Genomic DNA, 16,997 nt, shown 5'->3' with positions numbered 1-16,997 from the left:
GCCAATCCGAACAGGCCGAGTGTCGCGGTCCGCAAGCCGAGTGCCAGGTGCTGGGACGCCATACGTGCGTAGCGCAGCGCCCATAGTCCCGATATCAGATAGGCATAAACGAAGTAGGTGTTGCCAATGACGTAGAACCAAGCGATGGCCGACTGTACGTACGGAGTGCTCAGCGTGTGATCACGCATGGCCGCGGGCGTGGCGATCATGCTAATGACCAGAGCGAGCAAGGTGCCGGCGAGCAGGCCGACGTTGATCCACAATTGTCGCTGGTATGTGGCGTTCGCGCCACGCATGGAGGAGGAAAAGAACAGGACGAGCGCACCCAAGCCGGACATGTAGATCGCGTTGAACGCGATCTTGCCGACGCCGACTGCGGTGAACGCATCGACGAAACGGTTGACCTCGGGGAAACTGAGTACTTCGCCGACGGTCAGGAGGAGGAGGCAGGCGACCAGGGCTTGCAGTACCCGGTCGTGTGGGGCTCGCGCCAAGTCGACGATCTTCCATATTGACCCGATGGTCAACATCGCGATCATTGGTTCTTGGAATATTACGTCCACCCCCAGCGGGGGTTCAGCGCGGAACGGAGCGGGCCGAGGTCGGAATTTTCGGGAGTGCGGGGCGTAGCGTAATTGATGACCACTGCCCACTCTTGGATGATCGTCGCGACCAGTTCGGCCTCGCGTTCGTAGTCCTCGGTGTAGGAGGTGCGACGAAACCCCCGCGTGATCAAGTCGCCAGGATAATCCGGTCCCAGAGCAGGAAGCTCTTCCCCTGCACCCCCATCGTCCTGATGATCGGCGAGGATATGGCCGATCTCGTGCAAAATAATGTGATCTTGGTGTACGCGGCTCGTCTCTTCTTGGTAGAAGATTATTTCCTCGTGCGGTCGAGACATCCACACCCCAAATGGTCCGGGGATCGACAGTGCCCAGGGAATCAATCGGATCGGCTTGTCTCGGTGTTCGCCGATCCTGCGGCATAACTCGTCCACTCGCAGCGGAGGTTGGATATCGAGTTGGCGTAGCAGGCGCCTGCAGAAACGTCGGAGCTCGCGTTCGTGTACGGCCACAGCATCCTTTCTCACACTTCGGCGTCGGGGTGCCCGTCCTGATCGAAGATTTCGATCATCTTGAGCAGTTGTTCGCGCATCGCCGGCGTCATCTCGCCTGCTCTCATCGCGATCCTTCGCACCTGATGGCTGGCAAGCCGCTGGCGCAACAGCTCGTCCTCGGGGTCCTCCTGCGCCACCAGCCACTGGATCGTGACCGGCGGCACGTCTGGTACGCGGTGGTCGTCGAAGAACTTCGCAAGACCCTCCAGCACACTCAATGTCGGGTTTGTGTGCGACCCGTTACGCAGCATCGACAAGTAACTCCGCGACAGCGTCGCCGGATGCGACGGATCCGCAGTAACCGCCTTGGCCACCTCGGCGGTCGAGTACTCCCGCTGTCGGCCGTGGGCGTCGGTCCATCGCACTATCGCGAACAACGTGTTCAACCGCTCTGCCAACGACCGCCCACGACCTTGGCCGTCATCTACCACCACGCCCACGCTCCTCGGTTCAATCTGCCCATCATCCCTTATGGCGGCGCACCATGTGGCCCGTGGAGGCAGCATCTAGGACTTCTTGCCTCCACAAACCACTGCGTGCTAATATATTGGACATCTGACGCTTGAGTTCGACTTGTGTCGAGCGGCATGTGGTTGCTCGATCGAACATGAGTTGACAGCCGCGCTTCTGGTGACATCCCACTGCCGGAGTGGGCGTTCTCTGCTCGCTGACGAAGGAACCGCCTTGCACAGTGGATTAGTTCGTAGCGCAACTTCGTTACCCGCCAACGATGGCGATGTCGTAGGGCCGATCCTCATGGCGACGACGCTCCGCAGGAGGCTGTGGCGGGAGGACGAGGTGACTTGGCCGAAAACGTTCCGGCTGTCGCTCACCGATGCCGAGGTGCTGCCGCATCCACTGCAACGGTCGGTCGGGGAGAAAGCACAGTGAAGTTCGCACAGTCATTAGTCCTGGAAGCGGCCACCTGGATTCCACGCGGACGGGAAAGTGCGAGCGAGATGGTCGCCGCCGGCCGCCTCTCAGCAGCCGAAGCCGAGGACCTCGCACTCACTATGGTGCCGGTCTCGGAGGAGCTCGCGGCGCCTGAGATGGCCGTTCGCGCGGCCGTTCGCGTACTCACCGAGACCGGGTGGGACCCTGCCCGGATCGGCCTGGTCGCGCACGGGTGGACTTATCACCAAGGACACGACTTCTGGTCACCCGCCCACTACATTGCCCACCAGCTCGGCGCGAGCGAGGCCCTGCCTCTCGGGGTGCAGCAGATGTCCAACGCAGGGGCGGCCGCCCTCGGGATCGCGGCCGAGAAGCTGATCGCCGACCCGGGAATCGACGCGGCACTGGTCACCACGGCGGACAGGTTCGCCCTCCCCGGGTTCGACCGCTGGTCCGCCGACTACGGCGTGGTGTACGGCGACGCCGGTACGGCCGCGCTGCTGCGCCGCCAGGAGCCGGACGGCCGCGCCAGGGGAGCCGGGGCGCTGCTCCTGCGGTCCCTCGCCTTTGTCACGGACGCCTCCTTCGAGGAGATGTACCGGGGACGGGACGACTTCAGTCCCGCCCCGCTCTCCCACGGCGGCCACGTCGACGTGAAGCGCCCCAAGAAGGCCTACCTCGAAATGCGCGGGGGCACCGACGAGTTCCGGCGTGCGGCCGCGCAGTGCGTGGACAGGGTGCTGAGGCTCGCGCTGTCCGAGGCGGAGGTGGAGGCCGGCGACCCACGCATCGTCTGTGTGGCACTCCCCAGGCTGAGCGACAGCGTTCTCGACCTCATGTACCGCCCCGTGCTGGACGGTGTCGTGAAGGGGGAAGTGCTCGCCCTTCGCGAATCCAGCGGCCACCTCGGGGCCGGCGACCTGCTGGCCAATCTCGAGTACATCGCGGCATCCGGCTCGCTCCAGTCCGGCGACCTCGCCCTGGTGATCGGCGGCGGCGGCGGCTTCACCTGGTCGTGCGCCGTCGTGGAGGCCGTGTAACCGCGCATCTGGCCCCGGAACACCTCCGACGCCATTTCATTTCTCTTTCCCGGCAGGCGAGTTCGCCACAGGCCGGAGCGAAAGGAAAACAAGCAGTGAGCAACGCATACGACGTGATCATCAACGGGGCGAGCGTAGCCGGATGTACTGCGGCCCTTCTCTACGCGCGGCAAGGCGCCCGGGTGGCCCTGCTGGAACGCCGCTCCGACATGGACGCACACAAAGTCCTGTGCACCCACTACATACAGGCTTCCGCCTACGCCGTCATGGCCGAGACCGGCCTGGACAAGGTGCTGGAGAAGGCCGGAGCCCTTCCCAACACCGCCCACTATTGGACCCGCTGGGGATGGATCAAGCCGCCCCACGACGGGGACAGCGCGCACGGCTACAGCGTGCGCCGCGCGACCCTCGACCCGCTGCTGCGGCGTCTGGCCGCCGACACCGAGGGCGTGGACCTGAAGCTGGGCCACGCAGTGAACGAGCTCCTCTTCGAGGACGGCCGGGTCGTGGGCGTTGCCGGCACCGCCGGGGAGGAGGCCTTTTCCCTGCGTGCCCGGCTCGTCGTCGGTGCGGATGGTAAGGAGTCGACGGTCGCGCGCCTGGCGGGCACCCCGGCCGAGATGGCGGAGAACGGCCGCTTCAGCTACTTCGCCTACTTCCGGGGCCTTCCCCGGCAGGCCGGAGACGCCGCACGCGTCTACTACCTCGAGCCTGACAACGCGTACGTCATGCCCATGGAGGACGACGTCACCGTCATCGCGGCGATCGTCTCCAAGCAGCGCCTCGGCGAGTTCAAGGCGGACCTGGAAGGCGCTTACCTGAACTTCATACGGTCCCTGCCAGAAGCCCCGGACATCGACAGCGCCGAGCGTATCTCCAAGATCATCGGGACGGTCAACTACCCCCTGATCTCACGCGAACCGTCCGGTTCCGGCTACGCGCTGATCGGCGACGCGGCTCTGGCCAGCGATCCCCTGGCGGCCGTGGGCTGCGCCTGGGCCATGCAGTCCGCCCAGTGGCTGGTGTCCGAGAGCGCCGCAGCCGTGACTGGCGGCGGCGAAGGGCTCGATGCGGCCCTGGAGAGCTACAGCGTGCGCCACGGAGCTGAGACCGGGCCGCACCACCATCTCATCGCCGACTACGCGGCGGCCCGACCGTTCAACGAGATCGAGGAGTTCTCCTTCTCCGCCGCCGCCCGCGACCCCCTGATGGCCGCGCACTTCCACAGCTTCGGCTCCCGGCTCATGACAGTGGAGGAGTTTCTCTCCCCCGAGGTGGTGGCGCACATGGAGAGGGTCAACGGTCACGGCCTGTCCGAGGAGGTACTCCGGCAGCTGACGGGCGAGGACGTGACGGGCACCGGCGACGAGGCCGCCGAGAACGAGTACGCGGGAGCGACACGATGAGCCGGACGACCAGCACAGGTTATTCCCACCAGGAGCTGTGGGACGCATGGAACCGGCTCTGGAACGGGGACTACGCCATCGCTGACGACTACGTCTCCCGGACCATGCGAGTGAACATCCCCGAGTTCGGCATGCCCGACCCCGCCGCACTGAGCGACGGCCCGCAGATAGCCGCCTGGATATCGGCCTTCCGGTCCTCCTACGACTCCGCCGCCGGCATCACGGGCGAGCTCGGCCCCTTCTTCGTGGGCGACTACGCCATCGGGCGCTGGGTCTTCCGCGGCACCTGGGCGGGAGGCCGGCCCGCGACCGCGACGGTGCGGCCGGGCACGGAGGTCACGTTCCGCGGAGTGGACATCCTCCGCTTTGAGGACGGCCGGATCGCCGAGTACTGGCTCACCGACGATCAGCTTGACCTCTACGCCCAGCTCGGCGCGGTGGCCGGCACCGAGTCCGAGGAGCAGCCGCCGGCGACACTGCCCGCCCGCCTGGCCGGACTCACCCCGGACGCGGGCCGCTTCGTACTGCTGGAGCGGGTGCTGGACCTGACGGCCGAACTCCTGGAGGACGACGAGGTGAGCGGCGCGGTCGACACCGCAACCTTCCTCTCCCTCGGCGTCGACTCCCTCACCGCCGTCGAGCTGCGCAACCGACTACAGGAGGAGTCCAGCCTGCGGTTGCCCACCACGATGGTTTTCGACTTCCCCACCCCCCAGGCGCTGGCCGGCTACCTGTGGTCACGCCTGGGCGAGATGCCCGCCGCCCCCTCCGCGGACCCGCTCGGCACGCTCAGCCAGCTGGAGGCACTCGCGCCCGCCCTCACGGAGCCCGGCCAGGAAGCTCTCCGCGCCGAGCTGACGGACCGCCTCGCCACCCTGGCCAAGCGGCTCGCCCCGGTGCCCAGCGCCGCCCAGGAGGAGCTCCAAGCCGCCTCCGCCACGGAGCTGTTCGCCTACCTCGACAGCAGGCTCGGCCGGGCCGAGCAGGCCGGATGACCGGTCTTCGAGGGACGAATCAGCCCGACCACGCCGAGCAGAGAGATGAAGCGCATGTCTGACGAAGAGAAACTCCTGCAGTACCTCAAACGCACCACCGCCGAACTGGACCAGGCCGAGGCTCGCCTGCGCGAAATGGAGGAGAGCGCCAACGAGCCCCTCGCGATCGTGGGAATGAGCTGCCGTTTCCCAGGCGGTGTGACCACGCCCGACGAGCTGTGGAACCTGGTGGACGAGGGCCGGGACGCCATCACCGGCTTCCCCACCGACCGAGGCTGGGACCTGGAGAACATCTACGATCCCGACCCGGCGCGGGTGGGCAAGAGCTACGTCCGCACCGGCGGATTCTTGCACGAGGCCTCCGAGTTCGACCCGGCCTTCTTCGGGATCTCCCCCCGGGAGGCCCTGACGATCGACCCGCAGCAGCGGCTGCTGCTGGAGACGACCTGGGAGGCGTTCGAGGACGCCGGGATCGTCGTCGACAACGTGCGCGGCACCGACACCGGGGTGTTCGTCGGCATCATGTGCGACGAGTACGGACTGCGTTTCCTCAAGACGCCGATCGAGGGCATCGACGGCTACCTCGGCGTCGGCAGCGCGGGCAGCGTCGCCTCCGGTCGCATCTCCTACACGTACGGCTTCGTCGGCCCGGCGGTCACGGTCAACACGGCCTGCTCCTCCTCGCTCGTCGCCCTGCACCTGGCCGGGCAGTCGCTGCACCGCGGCGAGTCCTCGCTCGCCGTCGTCAGCGGCGTGATGCTGATGGCGACGTCGTTCTCCTTCACCGAGTTCAGCCGGCAGCGCGGACTCGCCCCGGACGGGCGGGCCAAGTCGTACGCAGAGGGCGCCGACGGCACCGCATGGGCGGAAGGCGCCGGAACGCTTCTAGTGGAGCGTCTGTCAGACGCGCGCCGCAATGGGCACCGCATCCTCGCGGTCATCCGCGGCTCGGCCGTCAACCAGGACGGCGCCAGCAACGGCCTGACCGCCCCCCACGGCCCTTCCCAGGAAAAGCTGATCCGTGAGGCCCTGGCCGGAGCCGGGCTGACCTCCCTCGATGTGGACGCCGTGGAGGGCCACGGAACGGGAACGAAGCTGGGCGACCCGATCGAAGTCCAGGCCCTGCTGGCCACCTACGGCCAGGGACGCGGGGGAAGCCCCTTGTGGCTGGGCTCCCTGAAGTCCAATGTCGGGCACACCCAGTCCGCCGCCGGCATTGGCGGGATCATCAAGATGATCAAGGCGATGGAGCACGGGCGGCTGCCCAAGACCTTGCACGTCGACGCGCCCAGCTCGCACGTGGACTGGGAGGGCGGTGACGTACGGCTGCTGACAGAGCCGGTGCCGTGGCCCCGGGCCGACCGGCCGCGCCGCGCCGGAGTCTCCTCTTTCGGCATCAGCGGTACGAACGCGCACGTCATCATCGAGGAACCGCCGACGCAAGAGGCCCCCGTGCCGCCGCCCACCGACGGCGCCCTGGTGCCGTGGATCCTCTCAGCCAGGAGCACCGAGGCCCTGCGCGGCCAGGCCCGCAAGCTGCACACGGCGCTCGGCGCCGAGCACCCCGTGGACGCCGCCTTCACCCTGGCCACGGCCCGTACGCCGCTGGATCAGCGCGCGGTCGTCATCGGCAGCGACGCCGGCGAACTGCTGCGGGGCGTAGAAGCCGTCGCGGCCGGGACCTCCGGGGGACAGGTGGTGCGCGGTACCACCCGCAACACCGGCAGAATCGCCTTCCTGTTCACCGGCCAGGGCAGCCAGCGGCTGCGGATGGGGCGCGAGCTCCACGACGCCCACCCGGTGTTCGCCGATGCTTTCGACGCCGTGTGCGAAGCCCTCGACGAGCACCTCGAGGTACCGCTCACCAAGGTCCTCTTCGCCGACGACGACCCCGAGCAGATCCTCAACCGGACCGAGTTCACCCAGCCCGCGCTCTTCGCGGTCGAGGTGGCCCTCTACCGGCTCGCCGAGGCCTGGGGCATCCGGCCCGACTACGTCACCGGACACTCCATCGGCGAGATCGCCGCCGCCCACGTGGCCGGAGTCCTGCCCTTGGCCGACGCGGCCAAGCTGGTCGCCGCCCGCGGCCGGCTCATGCAGGCGCTGCCGGGCGGCGGCTCGATGACCGCGGTCCAGGCCACCGAGGCGGAGGTACTGGCCGCACTCGCCGGCCGGGAGCACCTGGCGTCGATCGCGGCGCTCAACGGCCCGGAATCCGTCGTCCTGTCCGGGGACGCCGACGTCGTGGACGAGATCGCCGGGCACTTCCGCGAGCAGGGCCGCAGGACCAAGAATCTGCCGGTCAGCCACGCGTTCCACTCGCCCCACATGGAGGGCATGCTGGACGAGTTCACCGCCGTCGTGGCCGGACTGTCGTTCTCCGCCCCGCGGATTCCGCTGGTGTCCGACGTGACGGGCGAACTGGCCACCGCCGAGGACCTGTGCCGCCCTGGCTACTGGGCCGAGCATGTACGCCGACCCGTACGGTTCAGCGACGCCGTCGAGACGCTGTACGCGGAGCGGGTCAGGACCTTCGTGGAGATCGGGCCGGACGGCACGCTCTCCGCCCTGGCCAAGGCCTGCCTCGGCGACGAGCGCCAGGCCCTGGTGGTACCGCTGCTGCGGCGCGGCCGACGCGAGCCGGAGGCACTGCTGACCGCACTGGCCGAGCTCTTCGTCCACGGCATCGCACCCGATTGGGAGGCGGTCCTCGCGGATCTGGGCGGACGCCGTGTCGACCTGCCGACGTACGCCTTCCAGCGCGAGCGCTACTGGCTGGAGGAGCCGACGACGGCCGGTGACATCACCTCGGTCGGCCTCAGCTCCGCCGACCATCCGCTGCTCGGAGCCGTGACTCATCTCGCCGCCGACGACACCGTGGTGTTCACCGGCAGGCTGTCCCAGCAGTCGCATCCGTGGCTCGCCGACCACGTCGTCCACGACACGGTCCTGGTGCCAGGTACCGCTCTGCTGGAACTGGCGACCCGGGCCGCCGCCCACGTCGGCTGCGACACTGTGGAGGAACTGACCCTCCAGGCGCCGATGGTGCTCCCGGCACAGGGCGCCGTCCGTCTTCAGCTCACCGTGGGTACGCCGCAGGAGGAGGACGGCCGCCGCCCGGTCGTGCTGCACTCCCTTCCCGACGACGCCCCGGACGACACCAGTTGGACCCGGCACGCCGCTGGCTGGCTGGCCCACTCCGTCAACGCCGCCGCCCCCGAAGGGCTGGCGGACTGGCCTCCGCACGACGCGGCCGAGGTGGAACTGGACGGCCTGTACGACCGCCTGGCCGACACCGGATTCGCCTACGGGCCCGCCTTCCAGGCGCTACGCGCCGTATGGCAGCGGGGCGACGAGCTGTTCGCCGAAGTCGCGCTCCCCACCGAGCAGCAGGGCGCGGCCGGCGCCTTCGGACTCCACCCGGCGCTGCTCGACGCTGCTCTGCACGCCCTGGCGTGGGAGGGAATACGTACCGGCGACGCCTCGGGACGGCTCCCGTTCTCCTGGAACGGCGTCCGGCTGCACGCCGTCGGCGCCGACTCGCTGCGGGTCCGCTTCTCCCGCGAGAACCCCGACGCGATCGCCCTGACCGTCGCCGACCAGGAGGGCAACGCCGTCGCCTCGGTCGAGTCCTTCGTCTCCCGCCCGGTCACCGGCGACCAGATCGGCGGCGACCGCCGCGCCTTCAACGATGCGCTGTTCCACGTCGACTGGGCACCGGTCGCCGCAGTCGCTGGGACCTCCGGCGCCGAGGACACCGTCCGGTACTTCACTTCCCCCGCGCAGCTGCTCGGCGCGCTCGCCACGAACTCGGTCAGCGCTGGAACCACGGTCGTGGACTGTGTCTCCGACGCCGCGGGCGACCTCGCCACAGCGGTCAGGAACACCACAGGCGAGGTGCTGGCCCTGCTGCAGAAGTGGCTCGCCGAAGGCCCCGAGACCCCCTCCCGGCTCGCCCTCGTTACCCGGAGGGCGATCGCCGCCGGCCCCGAGGAGGATGTGACCGACCTGGTCGCGGCCCCCCTGTGGGGACTGGTCCGCTCGGCACAGTCCGAGGCTCCCGGACGCTTCGCCCTGATCGACCACGACAGTGACACCGCGGCCGGGCCTGCCACAGCCGCCCTGACCGCTGCGCTCGCTACCGGCGAGCCGCAACTGGCCGTACGCGACGGCGTGCTGCTGACGCCGCGGCTGAAGACCAAGACCGTCTCGGCCGCCGGCACCGATCCCGCCGCCTGGCGGGGCACGGTCCTGATGACCGGCGGCACCGGCGGGCTCGGCGCGCTGCTCGCCCGCCACCTGGTGACGGCACACGGAGCGCGCCGCCTCCTGCTCGTCAGCCGCCGCGGCCTGCGCGCCGAGGGCGCACCGGCCCTGGTCGCGGAGTTGGCGGAACTGGGCGCCACCGCCACCGTCGCATCCTGCGACGTCACCGACCGCCAGGCGCTGGCCGCGCTACTGGCCTCGATCCCCACCGAACACCCCCTGACCGCCGTGGTCCACACGGCAGGCGTGCTCGACGACGGGATCCTGACCTCGCTGACCCCGGCGCGGCTCGACAAGGTGCTCGGCCCCAAGGTCGACGCGGCCCTGCATCTGCACGAGCTCACCCAGGGCATGGACCTGGGCGCCTTCGTGCTCTTCTCCTCGGTCGCCGGCACCCTCGGCAGCCCCGGGCAGGGCAGCTATGCAGCGGGCAACGCTTTCCTCGACGCGCTCGCACAGCACCGCGCCAGGCGCGGCCTGCCCGCGACCGCACTGGCCTGGGGCGTGTGGGAGCCCACCAGCGGCATGGCCGACACGCTGCAGGATGCGGACCTCAAGCGGATGGCGCGATACGGCGTACTGCCCATCTCCGCCGAACTGGGCATGGCGCTCTTCGACGCCGGCTGCGCGGACTCCGCCGCCGCCCTGGTGCCCGTCCGGCTGGACCGCAAGGCCCTGCGCACCTCAGGACAGGCCCTGCCGCCCCTGCTGCGGGGACTCGTCAAGGCCGCCGCACGGCGTGCCGGCAGCGGGGCACAGGCCACCGCGTCCCCCGCCTCCGGCACGGCCGCGCCGACCACGTCGCTGCGCGACAAGCTGGCGGGGCTCCCTGAGGACCGGCAGCTCAAGGCCGTCATCGACACGGTGCAGGACAGTGTTGCCGCCGTACTCGGCCACAGCAACGTCGACGCCATCGACACCGAAACTCCCTTCAGGGACCTCGGGCTCGACTCGCTGACCTCCCTGGAGCTGCGCAACGCGCTGAACCAGGCGACCGGGCTGCGACTGCCGGCGACCGTCGTCTTCGACCGCCCCAGCGTCGGCGACCTGGCCGAACACGTGTTCGGCCAGCTGAGCACCCTCGCGCCCGGCACACCCGCACCGGTCCAGTCGGGCACTCTGACCGCCCTCTTCCGCGCCGCGCACGGGAACCGGCAGCTCAGCCGTGCGATCGAGCTGTTGGTGTCGGCGGCGGGGATCCGCCCGGCCTTCGAGGAGTCGGCGCAACTGCCGCCATTCCCCAAGGCCCCCGGCCCCGCGCAGGCTCCGGTCACCGTCTGCTTCCCGTCGATGATCGCCATCTCCGGGCCGCAGGAGTACGACCTGTTCGCCGCGCACATCGACGGGCAGGCCGTCTCGGTACCGCCGCTTCCCGGGTTCACCCCGGACCAGCCGCTGCCCGCCTCGCTGCCGGCGCTCGTCGACGCGCTGTCCCGCGGCGCGGCCGAACTCGCAGACGGCAGGCCGCTGGTGCTGGTCGGCCGCTCCACCGGCGGCTGGATCGCGCACGCCGTCGCCCAGCGACTGGCGGAGCAGGGCGCTGCCCCGGCATCCGTCGTACTGATCGACACGCTGGCCAGCCCGCTGGACATAAGCGACCTGTCCATGGTGGCCGATCAGATGCTGGACGAGCACAGCAGCCAGTGGCTCGACGACGACCGGCTCATCGCGATGGGCGGATACATCCCCCTCTTCGAGGGGTGGACGCCGCAGCGGCTGTCCGTGCCCACCCTCCTCGTACAGGCCGGGGAGCGCTCCGGCACGCACGACCGGCCGCGCTGGCCGCTGGCCGACACCACGGTGGTGGTTCCCGGCGACCACTTCACCATGCTGGCGGAGCACGCCGGGACGACCGCACGGGCGGTCGCCGACTGGCTGGACCAGGTCCTGGCCGACGGCCCGGCGCGGGACGGGGCACAGCGGTGACCGCGCCGATCGGAACCCTCGAACGGGTGGAGAGCCATCTCCCGGACCGGCGGGTCACCATCGAGGCCCTGGCCGAGCCGCTCGGCCTGAGCCGGGCGAAGCTGTCGCTGTTCCGCAAGGTCCACGGCCTGCGCACCCTGCACCAGGACCCCGGGGCATCGCTGTTCGACCTGCTCCTGCCGGCCGCCCGGCGCGTGGTGGACAGCCTCGACGACCCGCACCACATCCGGTTCGTGATCTACGCCCACGCCATCCACGAGGTCGCCCCCGCAGGGGTCGACACGGCCGTCGGCATCCGTGACGCACTGGGCCTGGAGCACGCCGAGGCGTTCGCGCTGAGCCAGCAGAACTGCGCCATCGGCCTCGGCGCCGTCGCCATCGCGGCTCAGCTCCTCACGGACGGCGATCCGGCGGACCAGGCGCTGCTGGTGGTCGGGGACAAGCCGCACTCGCCGCTGATCCAGAAGGTGCCGAACACGGCACTCATGGGAGAGGGCGCCGCGGCCTGCCTGATCGCCGCGGGAGGTCCGGGCGACCCCGTCCTCTCCCACGTCAGCCACACCCTGGGCGAGTACGCGCAGCTGCTCTCGCTTTCCCCGGAGGAAGCCGCGCTGTACGGCAAGGTGTACGCGCCGGCACTCGCCGACGTGATGCGCCGGGCGGTCCTGAAGGCCGGACTCACCCTGGCCGACATCGACCTGGTCATCCCGCACAACGTCAACATGCTGGCCTGGCGCAACACCATCGATGAACTGGGCATCACGGCGGACCGGGTGTTCCTGGAGAACATCCCCCGCTACAGCCACTGCTTCGCCTCCGACCCGTTCGTCAACTACACGACCCTGCGCGACACGGGACGGCTCATCGCCGGCCGGCACTACCTGATGGCCGGTGTGGGGGCGGGAGCGACGTTCAGCGCCCTGACGTTGACCCACCGCGGAGGCACGCAGTGAACGCCGCCGAGCGGAACCGGGCCACCCGGCCCGGCCGACCGACAAACCTGGAGTGTGAGCGATGAAGGTGCCCGTCGCGACCCTGGAGGCCGTGGAGTCCTTCACACCGGAGCGGATCGTACCGATCGACCAACTGGCCGACCGCCTCGGCCTGCGCCGGACCAAGCTCCGCCTCTTCCAGCGTGTCCACGGACTGAAGGAGATCCGCTTCGACCCGGAACTCGACCTGTTCGACGTGGTGCTGCCGGCAGCCCGCCGCATCGCGGCCGACCCGCTGGTCCGCGACCGGATCAAGTACGTCGTCTACGCGCACACCACACAGGCGGTGGCGCCGGCCCACATCAGCCCCGCCCAGGAGATCAAGAACAGTCTTGGGCTGGCGCACGCGGAGGCCTTCGCCCTCAGTCAGCAGAACTGCGCCAGCGGCATGGCCGCGGTCGACACCGCCGCGGAACTGCTCAGGGCCGAGGCGGAACCAGGCGCCTGCGCCCTGGTGATCACTGGTGAGCAGGCCTTCTCGCCACAGATCCAGCTCATCCCCGACGTCGCCATCATGGGCGACGCAGGAGCCGCCTGCCTGGTGGCGCTCGACGGCTCCGGAGACACCGTGCGCTCGTACAGCACCCGCACCCTGGGCGAGTTCTCGGCGGCCATGCTCCTCGACGAGGTGAAGTCGCTGGAGGTCAGCAAGTTCTACGCGCCGGTCCTCGCCGACGTCGTACGGGAAGCGGTGGAGCGGGCGGGGATGACGCTCGCCGACATCGACCTGATCATCCCGCACAACGTCAACCTTCAGTCCTGGCGCCAGACCATCGGCGAACTGGGCATCGACCGCTCCCAGGTCTTTCTGGACAACGTCGAGCGGTACGGCCATTGCTTCGCCTCGGACGTCTTTCTCAACTACACCACGCTGCGCGCCGCCGGCCGGCTGGAGGCGGGGCGTAACTACCTGTTCGCCACCGTCGGCCTCGGCGCCACCTTCGCCGCAATGGTGATCACCCATCAGCAGCGCGATTCAGCAGGGGAGCCGGCATGACCGCCAGTGAATTCCAGGTGCAGGGCCTGCTCGTCTCCGAGATCGCCGCGGAGTTCGGCACGCCGCTGTACGTCTACGACGCCGACGTGCTGCACGACGTCTACCAGGGGCTGCGGGACCGGATGCATCCCGCCGTCGACATCTTCCTGTCTCTCAAGGCCAATCCGAACATCAGCGTCATCGGCTTCCTCGGCACGCTCGGCGCGGGGGCCGAGGTCTCCTCGCTGGCCGAACTGGAAACCGCCCGCCGAGCCGGGATCGCACCGCAGAACACGATCTTCCTCGGACCGGGCAAAACCCGTGCAGAACTGGAGGCGTGCGTAGCCGCGGACCTGCACGCCATCGTCTGCGAGTCGCTCGACGAACTCAAAGCGCTCGACGACCTGGCCGTCGCCGCGGGTCGCGACCGGCTGCCGGTGATGCTGCGCATCAACCCGGAATTCCACACCAAGGGATCCGCGCTCGCCATGGGAGGGAAGCCCCGGCAGTTCGGCATCGACGTCGCCGAACTGCGTGCATCCCAGCAGCTGCTGAAGGGGCTGCGCCGGGTGCACGTCATGGGTTTGCACGCCTACATGGGCACTCGCTTCCTCAACCACGAGGACTTGATCCACAACACCCGCGAGATTCTGGCGGCGGCCGACGAACTGTCCGCCGAGACCGGCATCGAACTGAGGACCGTGGACTTCGGTGGCGGCTTCGGCGTCCCGTACTTCAGCAACGAGACCGGGCTCGACATCCCCGCGCTGACCGACGGCATCAACGACGCCGTCGGGGAATTCCTCCAGAAGCACCCCGGTTGCCGCCTCATCAACGAACTCGGCCGCTACCTCACCGCACCGTGCGGCACGTACGTCACCCGGGCGCTGTTCGTGAAGGAGTCGATGGGCGAGCAGTTCGTCGTCGCCGACGGCGGTACCAACCACCACATGGCCGCGGTCGGTGTCGGCAGCTTCGTCAAGCGCAACTTCCCCGTCCGCTCGCTGACCCGGTACGCCGAGGAGCCCGTCCGCACATACACCGTCACCGGGCCGCTGTGCACGCCCAACGACGTGATCGGCAAGCGTGTGGCACTGCCCCCGGTCGCCGCCGGAGACCTCATCGGGGTCGAACTCTCCGGTGCGTACGGCCCCTCGGCCTCCCCCGGGCTCTTCCTGAGCCACGGCTTCCCCGCCGAAGTCATGGTCCACAACGGCACCGCCCACCTGGTGCGGCGCCGGGACACCATCGAGGACCTGCTCGACAAGCAACAGCTCATCGTTTTCTGATCACGTACCCACAAGGAGCATGACCATGGAAAAGGAAAACACCATCGTGGCGCAGGTCGAGATCGCGCTCAGCGAAGTACTGGAGCGCAAGGTCACCGGGCTGACCGAGGACATCCGCCTTTTCGAGGACCTGCACCTGGACTCCACCTCGGTGATGGAGATGCTGATGGAGCTGGAGGACAGAATGGACATCGTCGTCGACCCCGAAAACCTCGACATGGACGACTTCCAGTCGGTCGGCACTCTTGCCGGCTACCTGCTGCGGGTCGGTTCCGAGCCGCAGCCGCAGGGTGCTGGTGAATGACATGGCGACCGTAGCCGCATCCTCCGTGATCGTCTCACCCGACGGCGGGCCCTTCCACGAGGACCCGGCCATCCTCGGCTTCTACCGCGACCTGGTGGAGCCCTTCGGCTCCGTCGTGGACGAGCAGCTGCTGCGCGACGGACGCAACGTGTTCCACAAGGACCTCGTGGACCAGCTCGTACAGAGTGAGGGCATTGACAACGCCGACGCCGATCTGGTCATCGTCGCCCACGCGCTGCCCGACGTGCACCCCTTCACCGCAGTGGCCTCACACCTCAACATGCTGCTCGGCGGAGGCGCGCAGAGCTTCAGCATCAGCGAGCAGGGCCTGGCGGCGCCGTTCACCGCGCTGCGGATCATCTCCGCCTACCAGCGCGGCGCACGGTCCGAGCGCGCGGTGCTCGCGGTACTGGAGCAGACGACACTGCCGACGCCGCACCCGCTGGTGGACTCGGGCGACCTGGTGGACTCCGGCGCGCTGCTGGTTCTGGAGCGCGGCGAGGGTCTGCAGGTGAGCGGTGTCGAGTCGTTCGACGACGACGCCGCGACCACCGCCAGGCTGCGCGAACTGGCCGTGGACGGAGGGCCGGACACCCTGCTCGTCCTGGGCCCCTGGGTCCAGGAACAGGCATTCGGAGCCGAGGCCCCGGTCCACAGGGTCGCGCCGGGCAGCTACTGCACCAGCGTGTGGCTCGACCTGGCCCGCCACTGGCGGCAGTGGCAGCGCGATCACCGGCAGGTGGTGCTCTGCGACGTCGACCCGCTGTCCGGCCGGGGACATCTGGCCCTGCTCGCCACCACTGCCACCGCCGAGGCCGCGGCCTAGCGGAAAGGAACGGACGCGCAATGCGAATCGGGGTCGACGTGCTCGCCATCGGCGAGCTGGACCGGCTACACACCCGCGGGTGGTTCCGCCAGTACACCTACGACCGGGACGAGCTGGCGCTCGCCCAGTCGCTCTCGCCCAGCCGGGCACGGGAGTTCCTCGCCGGTCGGTTCGCCGCCAAGGAGGCGGTGCTGAAGGTTCTGGGAACGGGATTCGGCAAGGGAATCAGCCCCGCCCAGGTCCGCGTCCTGCGCGACAACCGTTCCGCCCCGGTCGTACAGCTGGGCGGAGCGGCCGCGCGGCGGGCAGCCGAGCTCGGGCTCGGCACGATCGCGGTCTCGATCGCCCACAAGGACGAGTGCGTGGTCGCCGTGGCGATCGGCGGAGCACCCCACGACGACGCGGCGCTCGGCCCCGCCCGGGCGGCAGCGGCCACGCAGACCGCCGTACAGAAGATCGCCCGGTCAAAAGTCGGTATCGGAAAAGCGAGGAACGCCAATGTCTGAGGAAGTCACCGCCACCCTGCGGGTGCGCATGAGCCAGCAGGACACCCGCTACGGCGGCAATCTGGTCGACGGCGCCCGTCTGCTGCAGTTGTTCGGCGACCTCGTTACCGAGATCACCATCCGCAGTGACGGCGACGAGGGCCTGCTCACCGAGTACCAGCGGGTCGAGTTCCTCGCCCCCGTATACGCGGGGGATTTCATCGAGGCCACGGCACGGCTGGTCAGCCGCAGCCGACTGCGAAGAACCGTCGAGTTCACCGCGTGCAAGACCGTCGAGGCCCGGTACGAACTCGGTGCCACCCGGGCCGAGGCGCCCGGAGAGCCAGCCGTGGTCTGCCGCGCCGTCGGCACCGCGGTCGTTCCGCTCGCCGCGGCCCGCCGCACGGCCCAGGAGGCTGCGACGCAGGCCCCGGCCCAGAAGTCCCCGTCCCGGGTGTGACCCGGGCACCCCGCAAGACGA

Annotated in this window: 14 protein-coding genes; 11 read left to right on the top strand and 3 right to left on the bottom strand. The window is 69.3% G+C overall.

Annotated features, from left to right (window positions below; genetic code table 11):
* The 3 genes from ABCR94_RS38620 to ABCR94_RS38610 all read right to left on the bottom strand — a co-directional run.
* On the bottom strand, positions 1-539 hold a 539-nt coding region (locus tag ABCR94_RS38620; RefSeq protein ID WP_347126117.1), incomplete at its 3' end, for an MAB_1171c family putative transporter.
* A gap of 14 nt (positions 540-553) precedes the next feature.
* Positions 554-1,075 carry a hypothetical protein gene (locus ABCR94_RS38615; RefSeq protein WP_347126116.1) on the bottom strand — a complete coding sequence of 174 codons (522 nt, stop codon included), beginning with the start codon at positions 1,073-1,075 and terminating at the stop codon, positions 554-556.
* Positions 1,076-1,086: 11 nt separating this feature from the next.
* Entirely contained in the window at positions 1,087-1,551 is a 465-nt protein-coding gene (locus ABCR94_RS38610) for a hypothetical protein (RefSeq protein WP_347126115.1), read from the bottom strand.
* A gap of 525 nt (positions 1,552-2,076) precedes the next feature.
* Here ABCR94_RS38610 and ABCR94_RS38605 point away from each other — a divergent pair.
* The 11 genes from ABCR94_RS38605 to ABCR94_RS38555 all read left to right on the top strand — a co-directional run bounded on the left by ABCR94_RS38605 (position 2,077) and on the right by ABCR94_RS38555 (position 16,976).
* Positions 2,077-3,051, top strand: a complete 975-nt coding sequence (locus ABCR94_RS38605; RefSeq protein WP_347126114.1) for a 3-oxoacyl-[acyl-carrier-protein] synthase III C-terminal domain-containing protein — start codon at positions 2,077-2,079, stop codon at positions 3,049-3,051.
* Positions 3,052-3,146: 95 nt separating this feature from the next.
* Positions 3,147-4,457: an NAD(P)/FAD-dependent oxidoreductase gene (locus tag ABCR94_RS38600; RefSeq protein ID WP_347126113.1), complete on the top strand. Its 1,311-nt coding sequence runs from the start codon at positions 3,147-3,149 to the stop codon at positions 4,455-4,457.
* Complete coding sequence (locus ABCR94_RS38595; protein WP_347126112.1) at positions 4,454-5,452, top strand: phosphopantetheine-binding protein; 999 nt, start codon at positions 4,454-4,456, stop codon at positions 5,450-5,452. Before ABCR94_RS38600 ends, ABCR94_RS38595 begins: the two co-directional genes overlap by 4 nt.
* A gap of 54 nt (positions 5,453-5,506) precedes the next feature.
* Positions 5,507-11,644 (top strand): type I polyketide synthase, encoded by a 6,138-nt coding sequence (locus ABCR94_RS38590; protein WP_347126111.1) that lies wholly within the window; start codon positions 5,507-5,509, stop codon positions 11,642-11,644.
* On the top strand, positions 11,641-12,597 hold the full coding sequence (locus ABCR94_RS38585; RefSeq protein ID WP_347126110.1) for a 3-oxoacyl-ACP synthase III family protein: 957 nt from the start codon (positions 11,641-11,643) through the stop codon (positions 12,595-12,597). The genes ABCR94_RS38590 and ABCR94_RS38585 overlap by 4 nt, the downstream gene beginning before the upstream one ends.
* A 61-nt stretch (positions 12,598-12,658) precedes the next feature.
* Entirely contained in the window at positions 12,659-13,633 is a 975-nt protein-coding gene (locus ABCR94_RS38580) for a 3-oxoacyl-ACP synthase III family protein (RefSeq protein ID WP_347126109.1), read from the top strand.
* Positions 13,630-14,901 (top strand): type III PLP-dependent enzyme, encoded by a 1,272-nt coding sequence (locus ABCR94_RS38575; RefSeq protein ID WP_347126108.1) that lies wholly within the window; start codon positions 13,630-13,632, stop codon positions 14,899-14,901. The genes ABCR94_RS38580 and ABCR94_RS38575 overlap by 4 nt, the downstream gene beginning before the upstream one ends.
* A gap of 19 nt (positions 14,902-14,920) precedes the next feature.
* Positions 14,921-15,205, top strand: coding sequence for an acyl carrier protein (locus ABCR94_RS38570; RefSeq protein ID WP_521978781.1), 285 nt, complete (start codon positions 14,921-14,923; stop codon positions 15,203-15,205).
* Between the two features lies 1 nt (position 15,206).
* Positions 15,207-16,031, top strand: a complete 825-nt coding sequence (locus ABCR94_RS38565) for a hypothetical protein (protein ID WP_347126106.1) — start codon at positions 15,207-15,209, stop codon at positions 16,029-16,031.
* 20 nt (positions 16,032-16,051) lie between these two features.
* Positions 16,052-16,537 carry a holo-ACP synthase gene (gene acpS, locus ABCR94_RS38560; protein ID WP_347126105.1) on the top strand — a complete coding sequence of 162 codons (486 nt, stop codon included), beginning with the start codon at positions 16,052-16,054 and terminating at the stop codon, positions 16,535-16,537.
* Positions 16,530-16,976 carry a 3-aminobutyryl-CoA ammonia lyase gene (locus ABCR94_RS38555; RefSeq protein ID WP_347126104.1) on the top strand — a complete coding sequence of 149 codons (447 nt, stop codon included), beginning with the start codon at positions 16,530-16,532 and terminating at the stop codon, positions 16,974-16,976. Before acpS ends, ABCR94_RS38555 begins: the two co-directional genes overlap by 8 nt.
* Positions 16,977-16,997 lie beyond the last annotated feature (21 nt).

It is taken from the genome of Streptomyces changchenzhani (assembly GCF_039766235.1).
Lineage (GTDB): Bacteria > Actinomycetota > Actinomycetes > Streptomycetales > Streptomycetaceae > Streptomyces.
The sequence above is the reverse complement of the archived record's forward strand: the minus strand, read 5'-3'. Positions and strand labels throughout refer to the sequence as shown.

Coding starts and splice junctions, on each gene's coding strand:
- ABCR94_RS38590 (WP_347126111.1), top strand. CDS start 5,507: ATGTCTGACGAAGAGAAACTCCTGCAGTACCTCAAACGCACCACCGCC.
- ABCR94_RS38580 (WP_347126109.1), top strand. CDS start 12,659: ATGAAGGTGCCCGTCGCGACCCTGGAGGCCGTGGAGTCCTTCACACCG.
- ABCR94_RS38595 (WP_347126112.1), top strand. CDS start 4,454: ATGAGCCGGACGACCAGCACAGGTTATTCCCACCAGGAGCTGTGGGAC.
- ABCR94_RS38570 (WP_521978781.1), top strand. CDS start 14,921: ATGACCATGGAAAAGGAAAACACCATCGTGGCGCAGGTCGAGATCGCG.
- ABCR94_RS38555 (WP_347126104.1), top strand. CDS start 16,530: ATGTCTGAGGAAGTCACCGCCACCCTGCGGGTGCGCATGAGCCAGCAG.
- ABCR94_RS38575 (WP_347126108.1), top strand. CDS start 13,630: ATGACCGCCAGTGAATTCCAGGTGCAGGGCCTGCTCGTCTCCGAGATC.
- acpS (WP_347126105.1), top strand. CDS start 16,052: ATGCGAATCGGGGTCGACGTGCTCGCCATCGGCGAGCTGGACCGGCTA.
- ABCR94_RS38605 (WP_347126114.1), top strand. CDS start 2,077: ATGGTCGCCGCCGGCCGCCTCTCAGCAGCCGAAGCCGAGGACCTCGCA.
- ABCR94_RS38565 (WP_347126106.1), top strand. CDS start 15,207: ATGGCGACCGTAGCCGCATCCTCCGTGATCGTCTCACCCGACGGCGGG.